The 18,988-nt window shown below is 37.3% G+C and carries 16 protein-coding genes; 7 read left to right on the plus strand and 9 right to left on the minus strand.

The window, feature by feature from the left end:
* Nucleotides 1–86 precede the first annotated feature (86 nt).
* The 4 genes from PMAL9190_RS00825 to PMAL9190_RS00840 all read right to left on the minus strand — a co-directional run bounded on the left by PMAL9190_RS00825 (nt 87) and on the right by PMAL9190_RS00840 (nt 4,434).
* Entirely contained in the window at nt 87–1,769 is a 1,683-nt protein-coding gene (locus tag PMAL9190_RS00825) for a chitinase (protein WP_087843487.1), read from the minus strand.
* A 238-nt stretch (nt 1,770–2,007) separates the two neighbouring features.
* Complete coding sequence (locus tag PMAL9190_RS00830; RefSeq protein ID WP_087843488.1) at nt 2,008–3,030, minus strand: acyltransferase; 1,023 nt, start codon at nt 3,028–3,030, stop codon at nt 2,008–2,010.
* Nucleotides 3,031–3,223: 193 nt separating this feature from the next.
* Nucleotides 3,224–3,913 (minus strand): DUF3334 family protein, encoded by a 690-nt coding sequence (locus PMAL9190_RS00835; protein WP_087843489.1) that lies wholly within the window; start codon nt 3,911–3,913, stop codon nt 3,224–3,226.
* A gap of 164 nt (nt 3,914–4,077) precedes the next feature.
* Complete coding sequence (locus PMAL9190_RS00840; protein ID WP_087843490.1) at nt 4,078–4,434, minus strand: glutathione S-transferase N-terminal domain-containing protein; 357 nt, start codon at nt 4,432–4,434, stop codon at nt 4,078–4,080.
* A 307-nt stretch (nt 4,435–4,741) separates the two neighbouring features.
* Here PMAL9190_RS00840 and PMAL9190_RS00845 point away from each other — a divergent pair, with 307 nt between their 5' ends.
* From PMAL9190_RS00845 to PMAL9190_RS00870, 6 genes are all read left to right on the plus strand, one after another.
* Complete coding sequence (locus PMAL9190_RS00845; RefSeq protein WP_235004252.1) at nt 4,742–5,713, plus strand: response regulator; 972 nt, start codon at nt 4,742–4,744, stop codon at nt 5,711–5,713.
* A complete protein-coding gene (locus PMAL9190_RS00850; protein WP_087843492.1) occupies nt 5,710–6,735 on the plus strand; it encodes a sensor domain-containing diguanylate cyclase in 1,026 nt (341 codons plus the stop codon). The genes PMAL9190_RS00845 and PMAL9190_RS00850 overlap by 4 nt, the downstream gene beginning before the upstream one ends.
* 99 nt (nt 6,736–6,834) lie before the next feature.
* Nucleotides 6,835–7,563 (plus strand): tRNA-uridine aminocarboxypropyltransferase, encoded by a 729-nt coding sequence (locus tag PMAL9190_RS00855; protein WP_087843493.1) that lies wholly within the window; start codon nt 6,835–6,837, stop codon nt 7,561–7,563.
* Nucleotides 7,564–7,724: 161 nt separating this feature from the next.
* Nucleotides 7,725–8,636 carry an N-acetylglucosamine kinase gene (nagK, locus tag PMAL9190_RS00860; protein ID WP_087843494.1) on the plus strand — a complete coding sequence of 304 codons (912 nt, stop codon included), beginning with the start codon at nt 7,725–7,727 and terminating at the stop codon, nt 8,634–8,636.
* Nucleotides 8,637–8,774: 138 nt separating this feature from the next.
* Nucleotides 8,775–10,055 (plus strand): DEAD/DEAH box helicase, encoded by a 1,281-nt coding sequence (locus PMAL9190_RS00865; protein WP_087843495.1) that lies wholly within the window; start codon nt 8,775–8,777, stop codon nt 10,053–10,055.
* 287 nt (nt 10,056–10,342) lie between these two features.
* The gene (locus PMAL9190_RS00870; protein ID WP_235004253.1) at nt 10,343–11,587 is read left to right on the plus strand and encodes a GGDEF domain-containing protein; all 1,245 of its coding nucleotides are present in this window, start codon (nt 10,343–10,345) and stop codon (nt 11,585–11,587) included.
* An 89-nt stretch (nt 11,588–11,676) separates the two neighbouring features.
* Here the strand turns inward: PMAL9190_RS00870 and PMAL9190_RS00875 are convergent, their stop codons facing one another.
* The 5 genes from PMAL9190_RS00875 to PMAL9190_RS00895 all read right to left on the minus strand — a co-directional run bounded on the left by PMAL9190_RS00875 (nt 11,677) and on the right by PMAL9190_RS00895 (nt 16,999).
* Nucleotides 11,677–13,095, minus strand: coding sequence for a basic amino acid/polyamine antiporter (locus PMAL9190_RS00875; RefSeq protein WP_087843497.1), 1,419 nt, complete (start codon nt 13,093–13,095; stop codon nt 11,677–11,679).
* 200 nt (nt 13,096–13,295) lie between these two features.
* Nucleotides 13,296–13,766 carry a SulA-like leucine-rich domain-containing protein gene (locus tag PMAL9190_RS00880; RefSeq protein WP_087843498.1) on the minus strand — a complete coding sequence of 157 codons (471 nt, stop codon included), beginning with the start codon at nt 13,764–13,766 and terminating at the stop codon, nt 13,296–13,298.
* A gap of 515 nt (nt 13,767–14,281) precedes the next feature.
* Nucleotides 14,282–14,854, minus strand: a complete 573-nt coding sequence (locus PMAL9190_RS00885) for a DUF2913 family protein (protein WP_087843499.1) — start codon at nt 14,852–14,854, stop codon at nt 14,282–14,284.
* A 260-nt stretch (nt 14,855–15,114) separates the two neighbouring features.
* On the minus strand, nt 15,115–16,359 hold the full coding sequence (locus tag PMAL9190_RS00890; RefSeq protein ID WP_087843500.1) for a cysteine desulfurase-like protein: 1,245 nt from the start codon (nt 16,357–16,359) through the stop codon (nt 15,115–15,117).
* A complete protein-coding gene (locus tag PMAL9190_RS00895; protein ID WP_087843501.1) occupies nt 16,349–16,999 on the minus strand; it encodes a 2OG-Fe dioxygenase family protein in 651 nt (216 codons plus the stop codon). The genes PMAL9190_RS00890 and PMAL9190_RS00895 overlap by 11 nt, the downstream gene beginning before the upstream one ends.
* Nucleotides 17,000–17,584: 585 nt before the next feature.
* Here PMAL9190_RS00895 and PMAL9190_RS00905 point away from each other — a divergent pair.
* The gene (locus PMAL9190_RS00905) at nt 17,585–18,946 is read left to right on the plus strand and encodes a lytic polysaccharide monooxygenase (protein ID WP_087843503.1); all 1,362 of its coding nucleotides are present in this window, start codon (nt 17,585–17,587) and stop codon (nt 18,944–18,946) included.
* The last annotated feature ends 42 nt before the right edge of the window (nt 18,947–18,988 follow it).

Consider the following 18,988-nt stretch of genomic DNA (forward strand, 5'->3'; position numbering starts at 1 on the left):
AAGCATCTTTAATTATAAGACGTTTATTATAAGGCCATTTTTATTCTGTTTAATGGTTAATGTAATCTATCAACAAACCGAACAAGTTAAGGTAGTAAAACCCACGGATCGCCTGCTGTTGGTGTGTTACCTTGGCTCCACCATTTTGCTTGGTATATTTTACCTTGATAGTTAACTTTATCATTACCGTTATAAACGGCATTAGTTTCCCATGGCGTTACATCTGTAGGTAACTCTGGTGTTTCATCGGTTGGCGGCGTGACAGTGTCATCTGTCGGTGGTGTTACAGGTGGCGTAACTGTGTTATCAGTTGCCGCTTTAATTAACTTCCATGGGCCGCCTAAATCAGGCTGATCACTTTGTGTCCACCATTGAGCTTCATAAATTGCACCTTTGTAAGATACTTGCTCGCCACCTGTATAAACTTTATTTTGATCCCAACTTGCTACACCATCAACCGGTGGATCGGTTGGATCAGTTGTACCGCCGCCAGTATCTGGATCTAATTTATCGACCACACGTACAGCAGGCCAGTTAGCGTGAGAACCATAGAAATTAGTCACACATTTTTCATAGTCGCCAGCAACAAGTGCAGAATAAGCGGTTTGGAAGCCGACTAATTCACATTCAAACGAGACACCGCCTGGACGATCTGGATAATATTTCCAGTTTGCATCCCAGTTAGTGTAAAGCACATCGGTTGCACCATTTAGATTTAAACTGCCATAAGGGGTTTGTTGCCAACAGGTATTGGTTTCATCACTTTCTAATGGAATTTGATAGTTTTCAACTAAGCCTTCCCAATAACGAATACGGTTAACGGGCTGGCCTTTATCTTTGTTTTGTTCGCCACATTCAATACCACCATTGATGACGTTAATTGTGGTACCAAATCCATAACCGATACCAGCATCTGTTTCTCGTTGTGAAGGAGTCCAAGTGCGATCGATTACATGTAACATGGCTGGTTTAGGTGCTTGAGGTGTTAAGAAGAACCAGATAGCTGAAGCCAGATTGAGCCAAGAGTCAGCGACAAGCCCTGGGTTGTTGAGCAATACTGTTGCATCGCCGTCAAACATCACTTCAGAAAAAGCGCCATAGTTAAAGTGGTAGGAGAGTTGTTTTGCACCACGACCAAAGTAACCTTGCCCTTCAGCACAAGGCCAGCGTTTATTTTGCCAATCATCTTGACCACAACCGGTGGTATAACCAGGTTGGCCTTCAGACCAACCCATTTCGCGAACATGCACTAATGCTTGTTGCCATTCTTCTAATCCTAGTGGGTTATCAGAGACGTTTTCAATACTAATATGGCCGCCAGTTTCTTGGGCGAAATGGGCGAAAGCAGTAATAATGGATTTTTTACAAATAGCATCAGCATCACGGCCATCAGTATAATCACCACAGAAAGCGGGGAATTTACCTATGGCACGTAAAAAGCGAGTATAGGTATATTCAGGTGCGGCCATTTGAGTGAGGTAATTCCATTCTGTTTCAGGAAAAACGCGCTCGACGCGTTTGACGTTATCAGGGTTAGTATTCAAGCCTGGTGCGATACTTTCAACAACAGTATTTGATGCTGTAGCTAAGGCTTTCGCCCAAACATCATACATAGGATCTAAGGTTTTTGCGTTTTCTGCTGCTATTATTTCGGAACGTTCAATAACATAACCACCGACATTATCAGGATCTGGTTGAGGGGTCATTGCGTAACAATTAGCAGCAAAAAAGCTGCCAATGATGAAAGATAGCGGATGTAATTTAGTCATTGACTCATTCCCTTATCAATAGAACACACAAAAGTTGTTAACAATGTTATCTTTATGTAATTGATAGGCGCAATCATGTGAGTCTAAAAGCGTGTTATCGCGTTGAAATTTAGTGAGTGCTTAAACATTTTTTGCATTAGAAATGATGTTTACAGCTTTATTTATTCATGATTTAGGTTAAAAAAAGTCCTTATAATCACGATGTCATAAGGACTTTTTAATAGCGTCAGTTAGTGATTTAGCGAACGAGAAAGCGTGCTATGGGTGTTTTACGTAAACCGCGAACAATGAGTGTAGATATAATCAATACAACAGGCACAGCCAAAATACTCGCAATAATTGAATTAATGCCTAATAGTCTGACAATATTTAAATAATAAATCACAATAATAAGGTGGCAGAGGTAAATACCTAATACATCTTTACTTAGTGTGTGGGTGATTTTATTGTCACCAAAATTTGGTTTAGCCAATAAAACAAAGAAAATACCTAATGCCCATAGTGGAGTCCCAAATAGAAAATCATGGAAAAAAGATCCATTTTCTTGTAGGGATAAGTAGTTTGCTTCACCTATAAATAATCCAAATCCAATAACTAACATAGTCATGCTGTATTTTAAGCTAAGACTGATATTACGACGACGAACTTCAAATCCAAGCATAATCATAAAGGTACTAAAAAATGGCCCGTTACGAGTGAATATCGGCGAGCTTAAATCTGTCATCTGGGCATAACTTCCTGCCATTAAACCAAAAATAAACAATCCGCTCGCCACAGGGATAATTAATCGCTCCAGTTTGCAACGTAATAGGATAGTAATAACGGTTAACCCACTGAGTAAACCAGGAATATACCAAAGGTGCACTAATCCCCCTTCAAAAAGGGTATTTAATGGCGTTGCTAATAGTTTTTGCCAATACATGCTACGTTCAGCAAAATAGCCATCGGTCGCTACAATATGAAAGTTAAACGGTAAAATGAGATAAATAATGCTCCATGATACCCACATGATCAGTAATGGGCGAGCATAGTGCCATAAGTAAGGAAGGCGCTCAGTTGTTAAACGGGGTTGAATGAAGTAGCCAGCCATAATAAAAAAAAGTGGTACAGCAAAACGACTCATTTGGTTAAGACCCATACCTAATAAAGGTTGGCCATTAAAGAGTGGCGCTTGCATGAAAATTTGGCAGTGTAAGGCAATAATAGCAATAGTCGCGATTATTCGACCGCATTCAAAACTGGCAACACGAGATTGAGACATTATTAAAACTCACAAGCTAGAAGTGGTGTCGAAATTATACGGATTTGAGGATTTTGTAAATTGCATAATGAAATGAAATAACGTTAATGATCACATAATTACATTATAAAACGGTATTAACAGTAAGTGACACCGCATAAAATGTAAGTAGGCAACAGTATTGTTATATAAAGTTACCTACTAATTAAAATAGTTATAATCCTAATTGGTCAAGTAAATCTTGATTATCATTATTATTGTCGGTGGGCTTATTTTCTGAAGTCGGTTGGTTTTGCTGTTGAGCAACATAAGCCGTTTCAAAAATGGTATCAGGATCTTGTTCATTAACTTCAAAAGCTTCGAGTTGAATAAATTCAGTTTTATCCATCGCAAGTTCAAGATAAAAAATATTGTTGCTAGCTGTCGTAAAACTAACGCGTCGAACTTGTGGACGATCTAAATTGGTATCAACAGACAATATAATTTGTTTGTGTAATGCCAACATTTTTGGTTGATTTTGAGTAATTGAAATATTTAATTCTCGACCAATTTTACCAGTAAAATCTCCAACGACTTGGTTCATTAACTCACCTAAAATGTTTGCTACGTCATCTGCTGTATGATGAATGGCAAGGTCTGAATTTGTAAAACCCATCCGTAGCATATAATTCTGATAAAGTTCCATAGCGGCCAGCGCAGAGAAATTGGTAACAACTAAGCCGGTAAAACCACCATCAAATAAAACAAAGCATCCGATATCAGGTTTTAAACTGGTTTTATTAATTTTTTGTACCATCGGTGAATATTTAATTTGACTGTCTGTTGCACGTGATAATACATCAGCCAGTGAATGACATAATTTTATTAAAATATCGTCAGTAGTGATTGTATGATTTTTTCTCATATACAGCCCTGTAGAACTTATTTATAACCAATAAGTGAAAAATACAACGGTTAAAAAGCCGATAACCATTTTGCTTTTATACGCAAGCGATAAAAGGTAATGCAGGTATATCGGCTTTTAACAACAGGACTTGAATATTTATTTGTTGTTATTTATTGCTGAAGTTAAGCAAAACGTTTGTCTAAATACGCAATAATATCGTTTGATTCATACATCCAGGTGATTTGGTCATTTTCTTCAATGCGTAAACAAGGAACTTTGCGCTTTCCACCTTGCTCTAATAGTTCTTTGTCCCAAGGTGCTACTTTTGCGTCGCGAGTAGCAAGTGGTAAATTTAAACGCTTTGCGTGACGTCGAACTTTTACACAAAACGGGCAAGTTTCAAATTGATAGAGCTGCATATTGGCAACAGCAGCGTCAACCTTTTGTTGTTCTACCGCATTGCGTTGCATTCCACGCGGTGAAAAAAGAGCATTAAGTATAAGGATGATGCGACCGACAATCCAACGAAGAGCTTTCATGTTTATTATCCTTTGGCTGATATAAAATTATGCTCTGATTCTATTATAAAAAAGCGATTGGGTAACTATATTGTCAATAATTATCTTTACTTAATGAGATAAGCGGAATTATAGAAAATAAACTTTATTTTATAAAATGTAACCAAAGAGGATAATATAAAATTTATCTTCAGTTTGTTTTTTGGAAGTAAGCTCAATATTTAGATGTATGTCACTGAATGCATAATTTATATTACAGCAGATTGTTGCTTTGCTTTATACTAAATTTAAGTTTCGTGGGTAAGTGATCAATCTGATGATTAAAAATATGAATATTCTCATTTGTGACGATTCAGTATTGGTGCATAAATCCATTACACGATCCCTACAAGCGTGCAGTAATGCCAATTTCTTCTATGCTGAAAATGGAGAAGAGGGGCTTGAACACCTAAAAAATATTGATATCGATATTATGTTTTTAGATCTAACCATGCCAGTGATGGATGGTTTTAGCGTGATGAAATCGTTACCCGTACGAGACTTTACTACTACAATTATTGTGTTATCTGCTGATGTTCAATGCACAGCAATGGAAAGAAGTTTAGCACTGGGGGCGGATTATTTTTTACCTAAGCCTTTTGATCATAAACAGCTGATAGAGCTTTCTCAACGCTTAGGGCTAGTATTTGATGGTGTGCAACATTCAGTCACGGGTGCGCATTTTATTAGTGAGCATCCAATAGATAATATTCGTGAAATCGCCAATATTGCTCTAGGACGTGGGGCTGCTATTATTTCTGACCATTTAGGTGATTTTATCAAAATGCCGTTACCGAATGTGGCATTTATGAAAAGCAGTGACTTATCAATGGCGATTGCAGATATTCGTAATGATAATGAACTTATTGCGATAACACAGCGTTTTGTTGGTGGTGGTATTCATGGCGAAGCGTTAGTGGAATTACATGGCCAAGATATTCATGTCTTTGGTGAAAAATTGGGTTTTAGTCAAACCGATGAATATAAGAACGAAGTCGTTATCGATATTGCAAATTTGATGGTGTCATCTTTTTTAGTGGCATTATCAGAGCAAATTTTAATTCCATTTTCTGTTCGACAACCCATTGTTCTAGAAGAATATATGAACTTGCATCACACACAATGTGAGACAAATACTTACTTCACCATTGAATATACCTATAAGGCTGAAATATTAGATGTTGAGTGTGATGTCTTATTTATTATGGATAGCCATTCTCTAACTATTATTAATGATAAAGTGATGGAATCATTACATTGAACGAAATATCTTTAGCTGATTTTCATTTAACAATGCAAGTATTAGATAACCTAGATGCGGGTGTTGTTATATTAGATGAAAACTATAATGTCTGTGCATGGAATACGTTCATGCAGGCATATAGTGGTATATCTTGTACACAAATAATGGGTAAGTCACTGTTTGATATAGTGCCTGACTTACCTGAGTTGTGGCTGAAAAATAAAATACGATCAACGTTTAAGTTACGTATGCACTCATTTTCAGCATGGGAAGATCGGCCGTGGGTGTTTCGTTTTTTAAATTTTTGTCCAATATCTGGCAGCTCAGATATTATGTATCAGAATATGACTATAACGCCATTGCGTTCATTATCAGGCGAATATAAGCATATTTGTTTAACCATTAATGATGTTACTGATATCGCTAAAAACAAAAACCATCTTCATGAGTCAAATAAACAGCTGACGCATTTAAGCATTACCGATCGGTTAACCCAACTTTATAATCGAGGTCATTGGGAGAATTGTTTAGCTGACGCATTTGAGTATTGCCAGCAAACACAAACACCAGCAACACTGGTGATGTTTGATATTGATCATTTTAAACGTGTTAATGATACTTATGGTCATGTTGCGGGCGATGGAGTAATAAAAGTAATCGCTGATGTTTTACGTCGTACAAAACGGCAAACAGATATTGCTGGCCGTTACGGCGGTGAAGAATTTGGTATTATTTTACCTGGAACATCAGCTGAACTTGCAGGTTACTTTACCGAAAGACTGCGTAATCGTATTGAACAAGAAACGGTATTTGATGATCAGCGAGGGATTGTTAAAGTTACAATCAGTCTCGGTGTTTGTGAGTGGAATCCTAAACTGATCGATTATAAATCATGGTTAGAAAAATCTGATTTAGCGTTATATGAATCTAAGAAAAAAGGCCGTAATACCACGACGATTATTAATAGCGATAATTGCTACACCGACAGTAAAGGTGAGTTTATTTTAACGGAGGTCGATGGAAATACGACTATAAACTAAACAATATTATGCTAGCCAACCTGTAATGTTGATAATGGCTGTATGTTTAGTACGGTTTATGTAAAATGCAGGCGTTTTTCCTGTTTTAGGTTAGTCGCTATGCGCATCCATGCTGTCCATACTCTTTATGAAGAACGTCTTGCACGTTCAACTCGTCCTTTCCTTGCTCGTGGCTGTAAAGTCCAACGCTGTCGTCAGTGTATGTTACGTACGCATCTGTGTATTTGTAAACATCGCCCATTAGCTAAATCAAACGCGGCTTTTTTATTGGTAATGTTTGATGATGAAATTTTAAAACCAAGTAATACTGGTCGATTAATTGCAGATGTGTTTGAAGATACCTTTGCTTATATTTGGTCGCGCACTGAGCCTAACGTTGAGATGTTAGCATTATTAGATGATCCTCAATGGCAGCCTTATGTGGTTTTTCCAGCGGAATACGCACCAGAAAGAGAAGCGACGTCAATAGAACTTGAAGCAGGGAAGCGGCCATTATTTATAATGCTAGATGGCAGTTGGGCTGAAGCTAAAAAAATGTTCCGTAAGAGCCCATATCTTGATCGTTTTCCGCTATTGTCTATTAATCCAGATCAGCCTTCACGCTATAAAATGCGTGAAGCCTCAAAAGAAAATCAATTGGGTACAGCTGAAGTGGCGGCTCGAATTATCGATGTTTTTGGTGAGCATTATAACGCTGAGCTATTAGATTTATGGTTCGATGTTTTCCGCGAAAATTATATTGCAGGTAAGATGAATCGCTTAGTACCTGAGCAATCATCATTAGCTGTATTAGAAAAATTTATGTCGATTGATGAAACGTCGATTTAAAAATGTGATGCCGACTGAATAACATTAAAATTGAGTTGAACAATAACTGCTGAATTAGCCGTAGATCACAGTCACTTTTGGTCTAAATGTGGATAATTTTTAGTATATTTAATGAGTTATAAGCTCACGGTGTAGTTAAACATTATTTGTAGGAGAATAGGATGTACTACGGCTTCGATGTAGGCGGAACTAAAATTGAATTTGGTGCATTTAATGAAAAACTAGAGCGCGTAGCAACAGAGCGTGTACCAACACCGAGTGATGATTACGATAAACTGATCGATACGATTGTGTCTATTATTACTGCCGCAGATGCTAAATTTGGTTGTGAAGGTGCTGTTGGACTGGGTATTCCCGGAATTGAAGATGCGCGAGATGGCACGGTATTAACTTCAAATGTCCCTTCAGCTAAAGGGCGTAGATTGCGTAAAGATTTGGAAGCAAAATTAGGTCGTAGTGTCAGTCTTGATAATGATGCTAACTGTTTTGCATTGTCAGAAGCATGGGATGATGAGCATCAAGATGCACCGTCAGTGTTGGGGCTTATTTTGGGCACTGGTTTTGGTGGCGGTATGGTATTTAACGGTAAGGTCTTTTCAGGCTTAAACCATGTCGGTGGTGAGTTTGGTCATGCACGTTTGCCATTAGATGCATGGCTACATTTAGGCGAAAATGCACCATTATTTGATTGCGGTTGTGGTCAAAAAGGCTGTATTGATAACTATTTATCAGGTCGTGGTTTTGAGCAGATTTATACGCACTATTACGGTGAAAAACTAAAAGCGATTGAGATTATTGAACGTCATGCTGCAGGTGATGAAAAAGCACAACAGCACGTTGATCGCTTTATGGAAGTATTAGCAATGTGCTTTGCTAATTTATTCACGGGTGTTGATCCTCATGTTGTGGTGTTAGGTGGCGGTTTATCTAATTTTGAATTAATTTATGATGAATTACCAAAGCGTTTACCTAAATACTTATTGTCAGTGTCACAAGCACCAAAAATTGTAAAAGCAAAACACGGTGATGCTGGTGGCGTTCGTGGCGCGGCTTTCTTGAATATTAAACAGTAGCTATTATGTAATTCACCAATATTTATTGTGTAACGAAAAGCACTTCATGGCGAAGTGCTTTTTTTTTATGTTAGAATCCGCGCTTGTTTTCTTATGCCGCTCTATTGGTATAAGCGTATTTATTGCTAGGAATACACTATGTCGTTTGAAACGCTCGGTCTTCACCCTAAATTATTGCAAGTTGTTACAGAATTAGGTTATGAAAAACCAACAGATGTGCAGTTGCAAGCAATCCCATTAGCATTGGCAGGGAATGATGTGATGGCTGGGGCACAAACGGGTACCGGAAAAACAGCAGCATTTGCGCTTCCTATTTTACAACGTTTAATGACATTGCCATCACTAACTGAACAGGGAATAGAAGACGCTAAGCCTCAGCAAGGTGCGAAAATTCGCGCTTTAGTGATCACGCCAACCCGTGAATTGGCACAACAGGTCTACGATAGCTTTATTGCATACAGTAAATATACTGAACTGAAAGTTGCTGTTGCTTATGGCGGCACTAGCATGAATGTTCAAATAAAAGCCTTAAAAGCTGGCGTTGATATTTTAATTGCGACACCTGGTCGCTTACTTGACCATGTTTTTGTCGGTAATGTATCACTTGCGAATATAGAAACATTTGTGCTTGATGAAGCAGATCGTATGCTTGATATGGGGTTTATTATTGATATTAATCGTATCATGAAGCGTATGCCTGCCGAGCGTCAGACACTATTTTTCTCTGCTACTTTTTCAAAGCAGGTTAAGAAATTAGCCTTTAGTATTTTAACTGATCCTAAAATGGTAGAAGTCGCACCAGAAAACATTGCGGCTGATACTGTTCAGCAAATGGTATATCCAGTAGATAAGAAGCGCAAATCAGAATTATTAGCTTATTTAATTGGCTCGCGTAACTGGCAGCAAGTGTTGGTGTTTACTAAAACTAAGCAAGGTTCTGATCAACTTGCTAAAAGTTTGGGTCTTGATGGTATTAAAGCGGTGTCAATTAATGGTGATAAAAGCCAAGGTGCTCGTCAACGTGCTTTAGATGATTTTAAAGCAGGTAAAGTGCGTGTATTAGTGGCAACCGATGTGGCTGCTCGTGGTTTAGATATTCAGCAACTAGAATATGTTGTTAACTTTGATTTACCGTTTAATGCTGAAGATTATGTGCATCGAATTGGTCGTACTGGCCGAGCAGGAAATACCGGTTATGCGATCACATTAATGAGTCTTGATGAAGAGTGGGCATTAAAAGCGATTGAAGAGCTACTAGATACACGTCTACCACAACAATGGCTTGAAGGCTATGAACCCGATCCAAGTTTAATTGAAACAGTGTCTGTTCATCGTGGTGCGTCGGCAGAAAAACGTCGTGCTAAGGCAAAGAGTAAAATACATCAGAATCGAGGTAAAAACGCTCAACGCCGTCGTTAAATAACTGTCATTTATATCTCAAAAAAGTGTAAAACGTCGCAAAATAGCGGCGTTTTTTATTGATAAGCAATGTGTTGCTTTAATGCGTTCGGTTTTCTATAAATATCTAATATAATTAGTTGTTTAACTATACATTGTCTGCTAGTTTGTTGCTATGGTTGTAATATTTTACTTCGTTTTAGCAATGATAATGTTTTGAGGTATTTATGGCGGGGTTAAATAAATGGCTTCGATCAATTGTCTTATTTTTAGTCTTTCTTACCATAGTGGCATATGGGTGGTACCTTTTGGGAGGTGCAAAGAAAGAATATATAGTTACGCCGCAAAATAGCCAATATAAAATTATTGATGATTCAGCCCAAAAAGGGGCAACAACTGCAACATTAGATATTGGTCAAGATCATGTATTGTTAGAATGCAATATTATTAATAAAGCTAAGTGGCCATTTTGTGAAATAGCCATTTCGTTAACTGATTATGTTGATAAAGGGATCGACTTAAGCGCTTATCATTCAGTGGGTATTGATATTGATTACACGAGTCCACTCGAAGATGAACGCGTAAGAGTATATTTACGTAATTTTGATTCAACCTATGCGAATGTCAATGATCCAATATCATTAAAGTTTAATGCGATAGAATATTCACCAGGGATTGATGATGGATTGAAGGTTTTTCCATTACGAAATTTTCAAGTGTTATCGTGGTGGATCGCTGAAAACAATATTCCTGTCGATAAGTCGAGTCGACAATTTGATAATATTTCAGTGATTGAGATTGCTACAGGCAGTTACGTTAAAGAGTCTTATTATGCTATTCGATTAAATAAATTAGTATTTTATGGCGAGTGGATTTCTGAATCGTCTTTAGTTAAAGCATTATTACTTTTGTGGGTCGTTACCGCTATTATTATTATTATGAGTGAGCGATTCATTCTCGATAAAAAAATAAAATTCACAGAAGAGCGCAGCCAGCGTTTACGCGATGCAAATAGATTGCTATATAATAAAAGTTTGAAATTTGAACATTTAGCCTGTACAGATCCATTAACGCGGATTAGAAATCGACATACCGTAACTGAATGGTTAGAAGAGATAACAATTCAAACTCAATCTAATGATATTCCTTTCTCAATGATTTTTATCGATATAGATCACTTTAAGGCGGTAAATGATACTTATGGTCATGGTTTTGGCGATACGGTATTAGTTAAATTTGCAGAAACGATTGATAAATTAATACGGCGTTCTGATATGTTTGCGCGTTGGGGGGGAGAGGAATTTGTACTTTTCTGCCCTGAAACGAATATGAGTACAGCTGTTGAAATTGCAGAAGAAATTAGAGAAACGATTGCAAACAAAGTCTGGGATTTTGATCGTGAATTTAAGTTAACCTGCAGTTTAGGTGTGGCTGAATTAGTGAATGAATCTAGTGAAGAGTTAATTCAGCGTGCTGATTTAGCGTTATTAAAAGCTAAAAAGATGGGCAGAAATCGAATTGAAATAAGTTGGGAGCACCAACAGCTTAAATAATATTGACAAAAAAGCCGTATATTACACTATGTCCATGGTTATGGGAGTAATAGTAATATACGGCTTTTTAATATGTATATTAGTAAATATTAACTTTCTAACACAATATGCCCAGTGGCAACCATATAAATAGCGAACACAGACAAGAGAACTAATAACACAACGAAAACACGCTCTTTACCAACAAAGTAGGGCTGATTTAACTCTTTCTTAGCTTTAATGAAGAAATATAGCCCTGGTAAATACAATAAAGAAGCGAGTAATAAGTGACTTAAGCCTGAAGCATAAAGTAGCCATAGACCGTAAATAGTTGAACCTAAACCTATAAACAATAGCATGCCACGATTTTTATTTTTAATAGCAAGTTTTAGCGTATAAGCGGCAACAAGGAAGTAGGGAACTAAGATCATTTCTGAAGCAATTATTAGTAATGAATTATAAGTTCCACCAGCATAAATAACAGCAAATAATGAAATTTGAATACAAATAATAGTTAGGTTAAGCGCTTTAATCGACGTCCCTGCACTATTTTCTTTAGCATATGATTTAGGGAACATATTGTTCTGTGCAGCCAACAGTGGTGCTTCTGTCGCGAGAACTGTCCAACTTAAAAATGCACCACTTACGGACACCAATAAACCACAACCAATAATAATTGAACCCCATGGGCCAAGAATATGCTCAAGTACAATTGCCATTGATGGATTATGGAATTTAGCTAGTTCAGGTGTAGAAATGACTCCCATAGAAAGCAGAGTAACAAAGACATAAATAATAAGCGCTGTTAGTAGCCCAAGAATCGTCGCTCGACCGATATCACGACGATTGCGTGCTCGTGATGAAACAATCACAGCTCCTTCAACACCGATAAATACCCATACAGTGATAAGCATGGTGCCTTTAACTTGACTTAGTAAATCATGTTGAGGACCAAATTCTAAACCCGTAAAATCAAATGTAAATGTATGCCATTTAAATGCAACTAAAGTACAGAAAATAAAGAGGACTAATGGAATTAATTTAGCAACGGTAGTGATCGTATTAATGGTTGCAGCGGTTTGTACGCCTCGTCTTACTGATGCGTAAACTAACCATAATAGTACCGATGCGCCAACAATTGATTGCCAAGTATTACCCATACCAAAAATGATATGACCTGGTTTATCAAAGAACATACCTAAGGTACTAAAAACAATCACAAGGTATGAGACATTGGCAAGCATTGCACTTAACCAGTAACCCCAAGCAGAACAAAATCCCACAAAATCGCCAAAACCTGCTTGGGCGTAGCCAAAAACGCCACTATTAATATTAGGTTTTAGTAATGATAAAATTTGAAAAGACATAGCAAGGAATATCATGCCTACACCCGTAATAGCCCAGCCGATTATGACTGCTGCAGGGCTAGCAACAGCTGCCATATTTTGTGGCAGACTAAAAACCCCCGCACCAATCATTGAGCCGATTACAAATGCAGTTAATGCACCAAATCCGAGCTTATTATCCATTCTGAAACCTAGTATTTAAATATTAATTTACTCGATTATATGGATTTTCATTATGCGTAAAAGCTATTTTTAATTTTTTTCATATTAAAAGAAATATATTTTCAAATAAAAAAATATAAGTTGTATATATATCTTTACTGGTTGTATGTAATGTTAGCGTTGGTGTAACTTGTTGATAACATTGGCGCCTATAAAATAGCTTAATGGAATGTTAATTGTGCTTTAATGTTCTGGTTTAATACAAAAGCTAATGTTTTACCTTGTTCGGCAGCCGTTGTAATAATAGGAGTATTAAATGCTTCAATTTCGCCTGTAACAATAACAGCAGAGCAATTTCCCATTTCTAATGCTTTTGCCATAAGTAAATGTTTACTTTGATTTTTAGCATTTTTAAGTAGCAGCACTTTATTAATATCAATGCCGGCATTGATGAGCAATTGTTTATCTAACAGTGCGTCTTGGCCAATAAACATGATCCAGCGATTTTCTTCATTTGCTTGTTTAAGAAGACGTAAAAAATATGCCAGTTGAGCTTGTTGTTGTTCACTATAGCTGACCTCAATCGGAACAGCCCTTGACGGAGATTCTATACCATTTAAATGCGATCCAAATGTGGCTTTGTAAACGTCAGAAGCAGTAATAAATTCTTGAGTCTGCATTAGTGCTTTCATAGTGTCATCTCCGACAGTGGTTATATATACATGCTGTATGTCCATACAGTAGTTTTATTCTGATTGAGATGCAAGCGTTATTTGTCGCATGTATAGGATAAATATAAAAAATGAGTCGGCCTGAATATCACAAGATATTTGATTAAGGTGTTGAAAATAAAGGATTAATTTTTTAGTGGTGGTGTTTTTATTAACGAATATCTGAAATGAAATTTTATTACGATACGAAATTTTGAGTTATATCCCAAAAATTTATACAGTAGTTTTACTGTGTAAACATAAAGATGCGGTGCGTTGGAAAGCAAGAGTTGGTCAAACTACGGCAAGGAGTGTCAGCGTATATATTGACTAATTGATTTAATTTTCAATGAGTGGCTTTATGAAAAATAATAATGAGTTTTAGCGATGATTATTATCTTCTTAGGTGGGAATCTAAGATTAGTATAATAGAACAACCAATGAGTAAGCTGCTAAGGCAAACTCATTGGTATTGTCAATTACAATGAAGTGTGAAATTAAAGTCTAAAAAGTTCAACACGAAGGTGGTTTTCATCTTCATATGCAATAACAGATTGGAAATAACCGCTTTGATCAATAGCCGCAGAGAAAATGTCTTTGTGCTCGGTATTACCAATAAATAAAATTTGAGTTGATTTGGTCATCAGGCCATCATCATCAAAACTTGATGTTAAATCTTCATCTACCACGCACACTAAGACGTTACCAAACCGCGCTTTCAAATTGATATTATGTGCTAATGAGTATTGCACTTTGGTATTTAATTGTGATTCGACTTCTTCAATCAGATCAACAAAGCGATAAAGATCAGTAGAGCTGGTTTGTAGCATACGCTCTCGATCATTATTTAGGATTGATGCTAAACAGGCGCCCGTTTTCCTACCGCGCAATAACCAACTTTTGGTCGATTTCTTAACGGCACGGTATCGATTATCTTTTAGGATTCGTTTCAGGTACTGAACAAGTAAATTATTTTGCTCAGTCAATGATAGGCGACGTTCAAGTTTTTTAAATTCTAGATGTAGTAGGGCATGAGTACTAATATCGAGTAGTTGTTGAGACTGATTCATTTCTGTACCGAGTTGGAGCGGGTTTGATAATAATATCATACTATTACTGAAGTACGATAATAGTTAATACGTTAATTATAAATTGCAAAATTAAGCTTAATCATTTTTATATTAAGTGATATTAATCGCATAAATTTTATATATTACGTCATAAATAGTTGTAAAAACTTGAGCACATGGCAAGGCACAATAATATTTTCTCATTTATAGTGAATATTATGGTGGTTAAGGCGCCTTGTTAAGATCATCAGGTTTAGGCATTACTGTGGTGTTAGAAAGCAATCTAATACTTTAAATAAGGTGTCTATTTCATTATAAGTATTGTAATGCATACAGCCAATACGAATAACCCCACCTTTATTGAGTAGCTTTAATTGTTCGCATAATCCTTGTGCATAAAAATGCCCGTGCCAAACACAGATATTGTGGTTACTAAGATAGCTGGCGACTTCTGCAGGTGTTGTATTATCAATCCTGATCGCGAAAGTTGGTGTACGTTGTTGATGATGATTGATGCCATATAAAGTGACATTACTATAGTGGTTTAAATGGGATAGGAAATATTGGCTAAGTTTGGTTTCATAGGCTTGATAATAATCAAAACTGCGACATAAATGCTGTCGAAGTGATAATGATTGGTTGTCGATATGACGGCTGTAATCGGCTAAATAATTAACCGCTGCAATAAATCCAGCCAACGCTTCAAAATTTTGAGTGCCGGTTTCAAAGCGAGCTGGGCCATCATTGGGAGCGGGCTCGACTTTATAAGGCCTAAGTGTTTGAAGCCATTGTGGCGCAATATAAGCAATTCCAAGGTGGGGACCAAAAAACTTGTATGCAGAGCATACTAAAAAGTCACAATCTAATGCTTGAACATCAATCAGTCGGTGGGGAGCATAATGGACAGCATCAACATATACTTGTGCACCGACAGCATGGGCTGCTTTAATGATGCGTTCTACATCCATTAGTGACCCTGTCACATTTGATGCGTAACTGACGGCGACTAATTTTGTGCGAGAATTGAGTAACGTATTGAAATGATCATAATCGAGATCGCAATTGGTACTATTTAAACGTACTTGATGGATGGTCACCCCTTTATCCTCGGCTGCTTGCTGCCAGCTTGATACATTTGAGTAATGATCAAGTGCAGTAACAATAATCTCATCGCCCTGTTGCCAATCTCTGGCTATTGTTCGACTTAGATGAAAAGTGAGGCTGGTCATATTAGCCCCAAAAACAACATTGTTAGCTGAGGGAGCGTTAATTAAAACTTGTGCTACCTGACGAGCCTCTTTCATTAATGCTGTCGTTGCAACGCTAGTAAAAAAAGATCCGCCTAAGTTTGAATTAAAATGACCTAAGTAATAACTCATTGTATCTAACACTGTTTGAGGAACTTGTGACCCTCCAGGACCGTCAAAAAAACAGACTGGTTTATTATTTATTTGCTGATTTAACGCCGGAAATAAGCACCGATTTTCTAAGGGATCAAAGGTCATGTTGAATCTCCTTGGTGGTTAGCACAAAGACATCCCAATAACCTTGATGGTGTTTTTTGATCGTTTTAATAGGATGGGCGTTATGCCATAAAATTTCATCAGCTAAAATAGCCATTTCGCCATGTTGTAGGGTTGTACACAGAATCGGTGACGAGTTGTTATCTTTATAAACTAAAAACTCACCACCATGGATGTTGTGACGTTTTATTCCAATCACTGCAATATGTTCAAACCCATCTTGGTGAATGCCTTCGGGTGATGTTGGTACTTCGCCATCAATAACAGTGACACGCATCTGGTGAATTTCAATGGGTTGGTCATTAGGAATAGCATTGGCATCTTGAAATAATTGGCACATCTCAAGCATTCCGCTACAGGTTATGACCGCATCTTCTAGAGGCTCAAAATGGCGAATTACGTTACCTTGAAAATGATTGATATCATCAGATTGAACAAAATCTGCAGCAGGTAACTGGACAAGTTTTCCATCATGTAAAGCAACAATGGAATAGCGGCGTAACCGATACTGGCCATCAGCATGACAGGTGTGAGGTAAACGTATAAACGAAGGAGCTAATTCATTGACTGCATGCTCACTCAGTTGAGTAAGTTGTAAACTACGCATTAGTGGCGTCATCATCATACATCTCCTTTATCAGCATGACTTATAAATAGAGTTGGCTAAAAATCTAAATATTACAAATATAATCGACTATATTTTGGTTTAATTAGCTAAAAATAGAATTAAAGTTCATATATTACGATAAGTTTGGCATTTAAAACTGTATGAAAAGGAACTAATAGTATGGTGGAATAGCAGTAACGATAAATAGTGAATAATTAAACAATTATCGAATTAAAGACTGTATTGTTAAACAAAACGGGCATAAAAATAATATTTTCTTATTACAATGATTAAAAATAGCGGGTAAAACAGACAATAAATACTAAGTAGTGGCATTTATTCTTATTAGTGATAGCTGCAGAATAATGCGTGTGTAACAAAATGTTTCTTTAATTAAAATGGATGTTTTTTATTTCATTGCATATCATGTGCTTATGAAAAGTATAAGTTTTTATTATTATATGTGCCTGAGTTATGATTTCATTGGTACATGGTTGTTTTTGTATATTCCTCCCCCCAACAAAAATGAAAGCAATGGCAGCGTTATTATCTATATGCTCAATAGAGAGACGGTGCTTATTATAAAATAATGAGATCAACATGCCTTTAAAATTAAAAAAACTATCATTAGCAATCGCAGTTATTGCGACTAATTTTGCTGCTGTAGCGACTGTTAGCGCACACGGCTGGGCTGATTTTCCGCCATCACGTACTGAAATTTGCGATCGTGACGGTGGCTACTGGCAAAATAAAATTCCTAATGCGGCATGTCAGGCTCTTTGGGATAAATCAAACGCCCATCCTTTTACTCAAAAGAATGAAAATGCAGCCTTAACCGCCGATTACAACAATATTGAAGAAGTAAAAAAACAAGTTGTTGATGGTCTGTTATGTGCAGGTGGCGATCAGAAAAAAGCGGGTTTAGATATTCCACATAATGAGTGGCAGCACACAGAAGTTATTGTTGATGCTAACGGCGAGTTTGATTTTAAGTGGGTTGCAACTGCGACACATAATCCATCATTTTGGCAGTTCTACATAACGAAGCCAGGTTACGATAAATCACAACCATTAACGTGGAATGATGTAGAGTTAGTTGATGAAGTAGGTAATATCGAGCCAACGGAAGCAACACCATATGATACGTATAACTTTAAAGTGAAACTGCCAAAAGATCGTATTGGTGATGACGTTATCCTTTATTCTCGTTGGCAGCGTATTGATCCAGCTGGTGAAGGATTCTACAACTGTAGTGATATCACTATTAAGCAGGGTAATGGTGATATTACACCACCACCTGTTGTCGGTGGCGATTTACATGCAATACCTGGTTTTTTTGTTAAGCCAGGTTTTACACCTGTTGAAGGTGATACAGTCCGCTTTCGTTTAATGGCGCCAGGTACTGGCGTAGAAGTATTGGATCAACGCTTGGTGATCACGGCTGCTAACCAAGCTTTGTGGGCTCAAACCTTAGCTGAGCAAATTAATATACTAGCAACAGACAGATTATTTATTGGCGTTTGGAATCAAACTGCGGCTAAGTACGAGTTTAATGCTAAGAATATTCATGCTAACCAAGTATGGGTAGAAGCTGAAAACTACGGCTTTGCGTTAAGTATTTTTAAAGATCTTGAGCCATTACCGCCGGTAGTAGATCCTGAATTACCTGAAGGTAGCTGGAGCAAGTCTGCAACTTATGTTGCTGGTGATGTGGTAACACATGGTGGTAAAACGTGGAAAGCTGGCTGGTGGACTCAAGGTGAACAACCCGGTGTTGCGAATGTATGGACACAAGTTCTTACTGATGGCGAAACACCAGATGTTAGTGCTTGGTCTGCAACGAAAACATACAATGAAAATGATGTCGTTATTCATAGCGGCATTAGCTGGAAAGCATACTGGAACACAGTAGGTGAAGAACCAGGAACAACAGGTGAGTGGGGGGTATGGCGTAAGCTGTAATTCTTAACCGATAAAATTTGTCTGTGGCCTGCATTTGTGCAG

Source organism: Photobacterium malacitanum (genome assembly GCF_900185615.1).
Classification (GTDB): Bacteria; Pseudomonadota; Gammaproteobacteria; order Enterobacterales; family Vibrionaceae; genus Photobacterium; species Photobacterium malacitanum.

Bases quoted from the DNA above. Each gene is read 5' to 3' on its own strand.
- PMAL9190_RS00825 (WP_087843487.1), bottom strand. From the start codon at position 1,769: ATGACTAAATTACATCCGCTATCTTTCATCATTGGCAGCTTTTTTGCT.
- PMAL9190_RS00830 (WP_087843488.1), bottom strand. From the start codon at position 3,030: ATGTCTCAATCTCGTGTTGCCAGTTTTGAATGCGGTCGAATAATCGCG.
- PMAL9190_RS00835 (WP_087843489.1), bottom strand. From the start codon at position 3,913: ATGAGAAAAAATCATACAATCACTACTGACGATATTTTAATAAAATTA.
- PMAL9190_RS00840 (WP_087843490.1), bottom strand. From the start codon at position 4,434: ATGAAAGCTCTTCGTTGGATTGTCGGTCGCATCATCCTTATACTTAAT.
- PMAL9190_RS00845 (WP_235004252.1), top strand. From the start codon at position 4,742: ATGAATATTCTCATTTGTGACGATTCAGTATTGGTGCATAAATCCATT.
- PMAL9190_RS00855 (WP_087843493.1), top strand. From the start codon at position 6,835: ATGCGCATCCATGCTGTCCATACTCTTTATGAAGAACGTCTTGCACGT.
- nagK (WP_087843494.1), top strand. From the start codon at position 7,725: ATGTACTACGGCTTCGATGTAGGCGGAACTAAAATTGAATTTGGTGCA.
- PMAL9190_RS00865 (WP_087843495.1), top strand. From the start codon at position 8,775: ATGTCGTTTGAAACGCTCGGTCTTCACCCTAAATTATTGCAAGTTGTT.
- PMAL9190_RS00875 (WP_087843497.1), bottom strand. From the start codon at position 13,095: ATGGATAATAAGCTCGGATTTGGTGCATTAACTGCATTTGTAATCGGC.
- PMAL9190_RS00880 (WP_087843498.1), bottom strand. From the start codon at position 13,766: ATGAAAGCACTAATGCAGACTCAAGAATTTATTACTGCTTCTGACGTT.
- PMAL9190_RS00885 (WP_087843499.1), bottom strand. From the start codon at position 14,854: ATGAATCAGTCTCAACAACTACTCGATATTAGTACTCATGCCCTACTA.
- PMAL9190_RS00890 (WP_087843500.1), bottom strand. From the start codon at position 16,359: ATGACCTTTGATCCCTTAGAAAATCGGTGCTTATTTCCGGCGTTAAAT.
- PMAL9190_RS00895 (WP_087843501.1), bottom strand. From the start codon at position 16,999: ATGATGACGCCACTAATGCGTAGTTTACAACTTACTCAACTGAGTGAG.
- PMAL9190_RS00905 (WP_087843503.1), top strand. From the start codon at position 17,585: ATGCCTTTAAAATTAAAAAAACTATCATTAGCAATCGCAGTTATTGCG.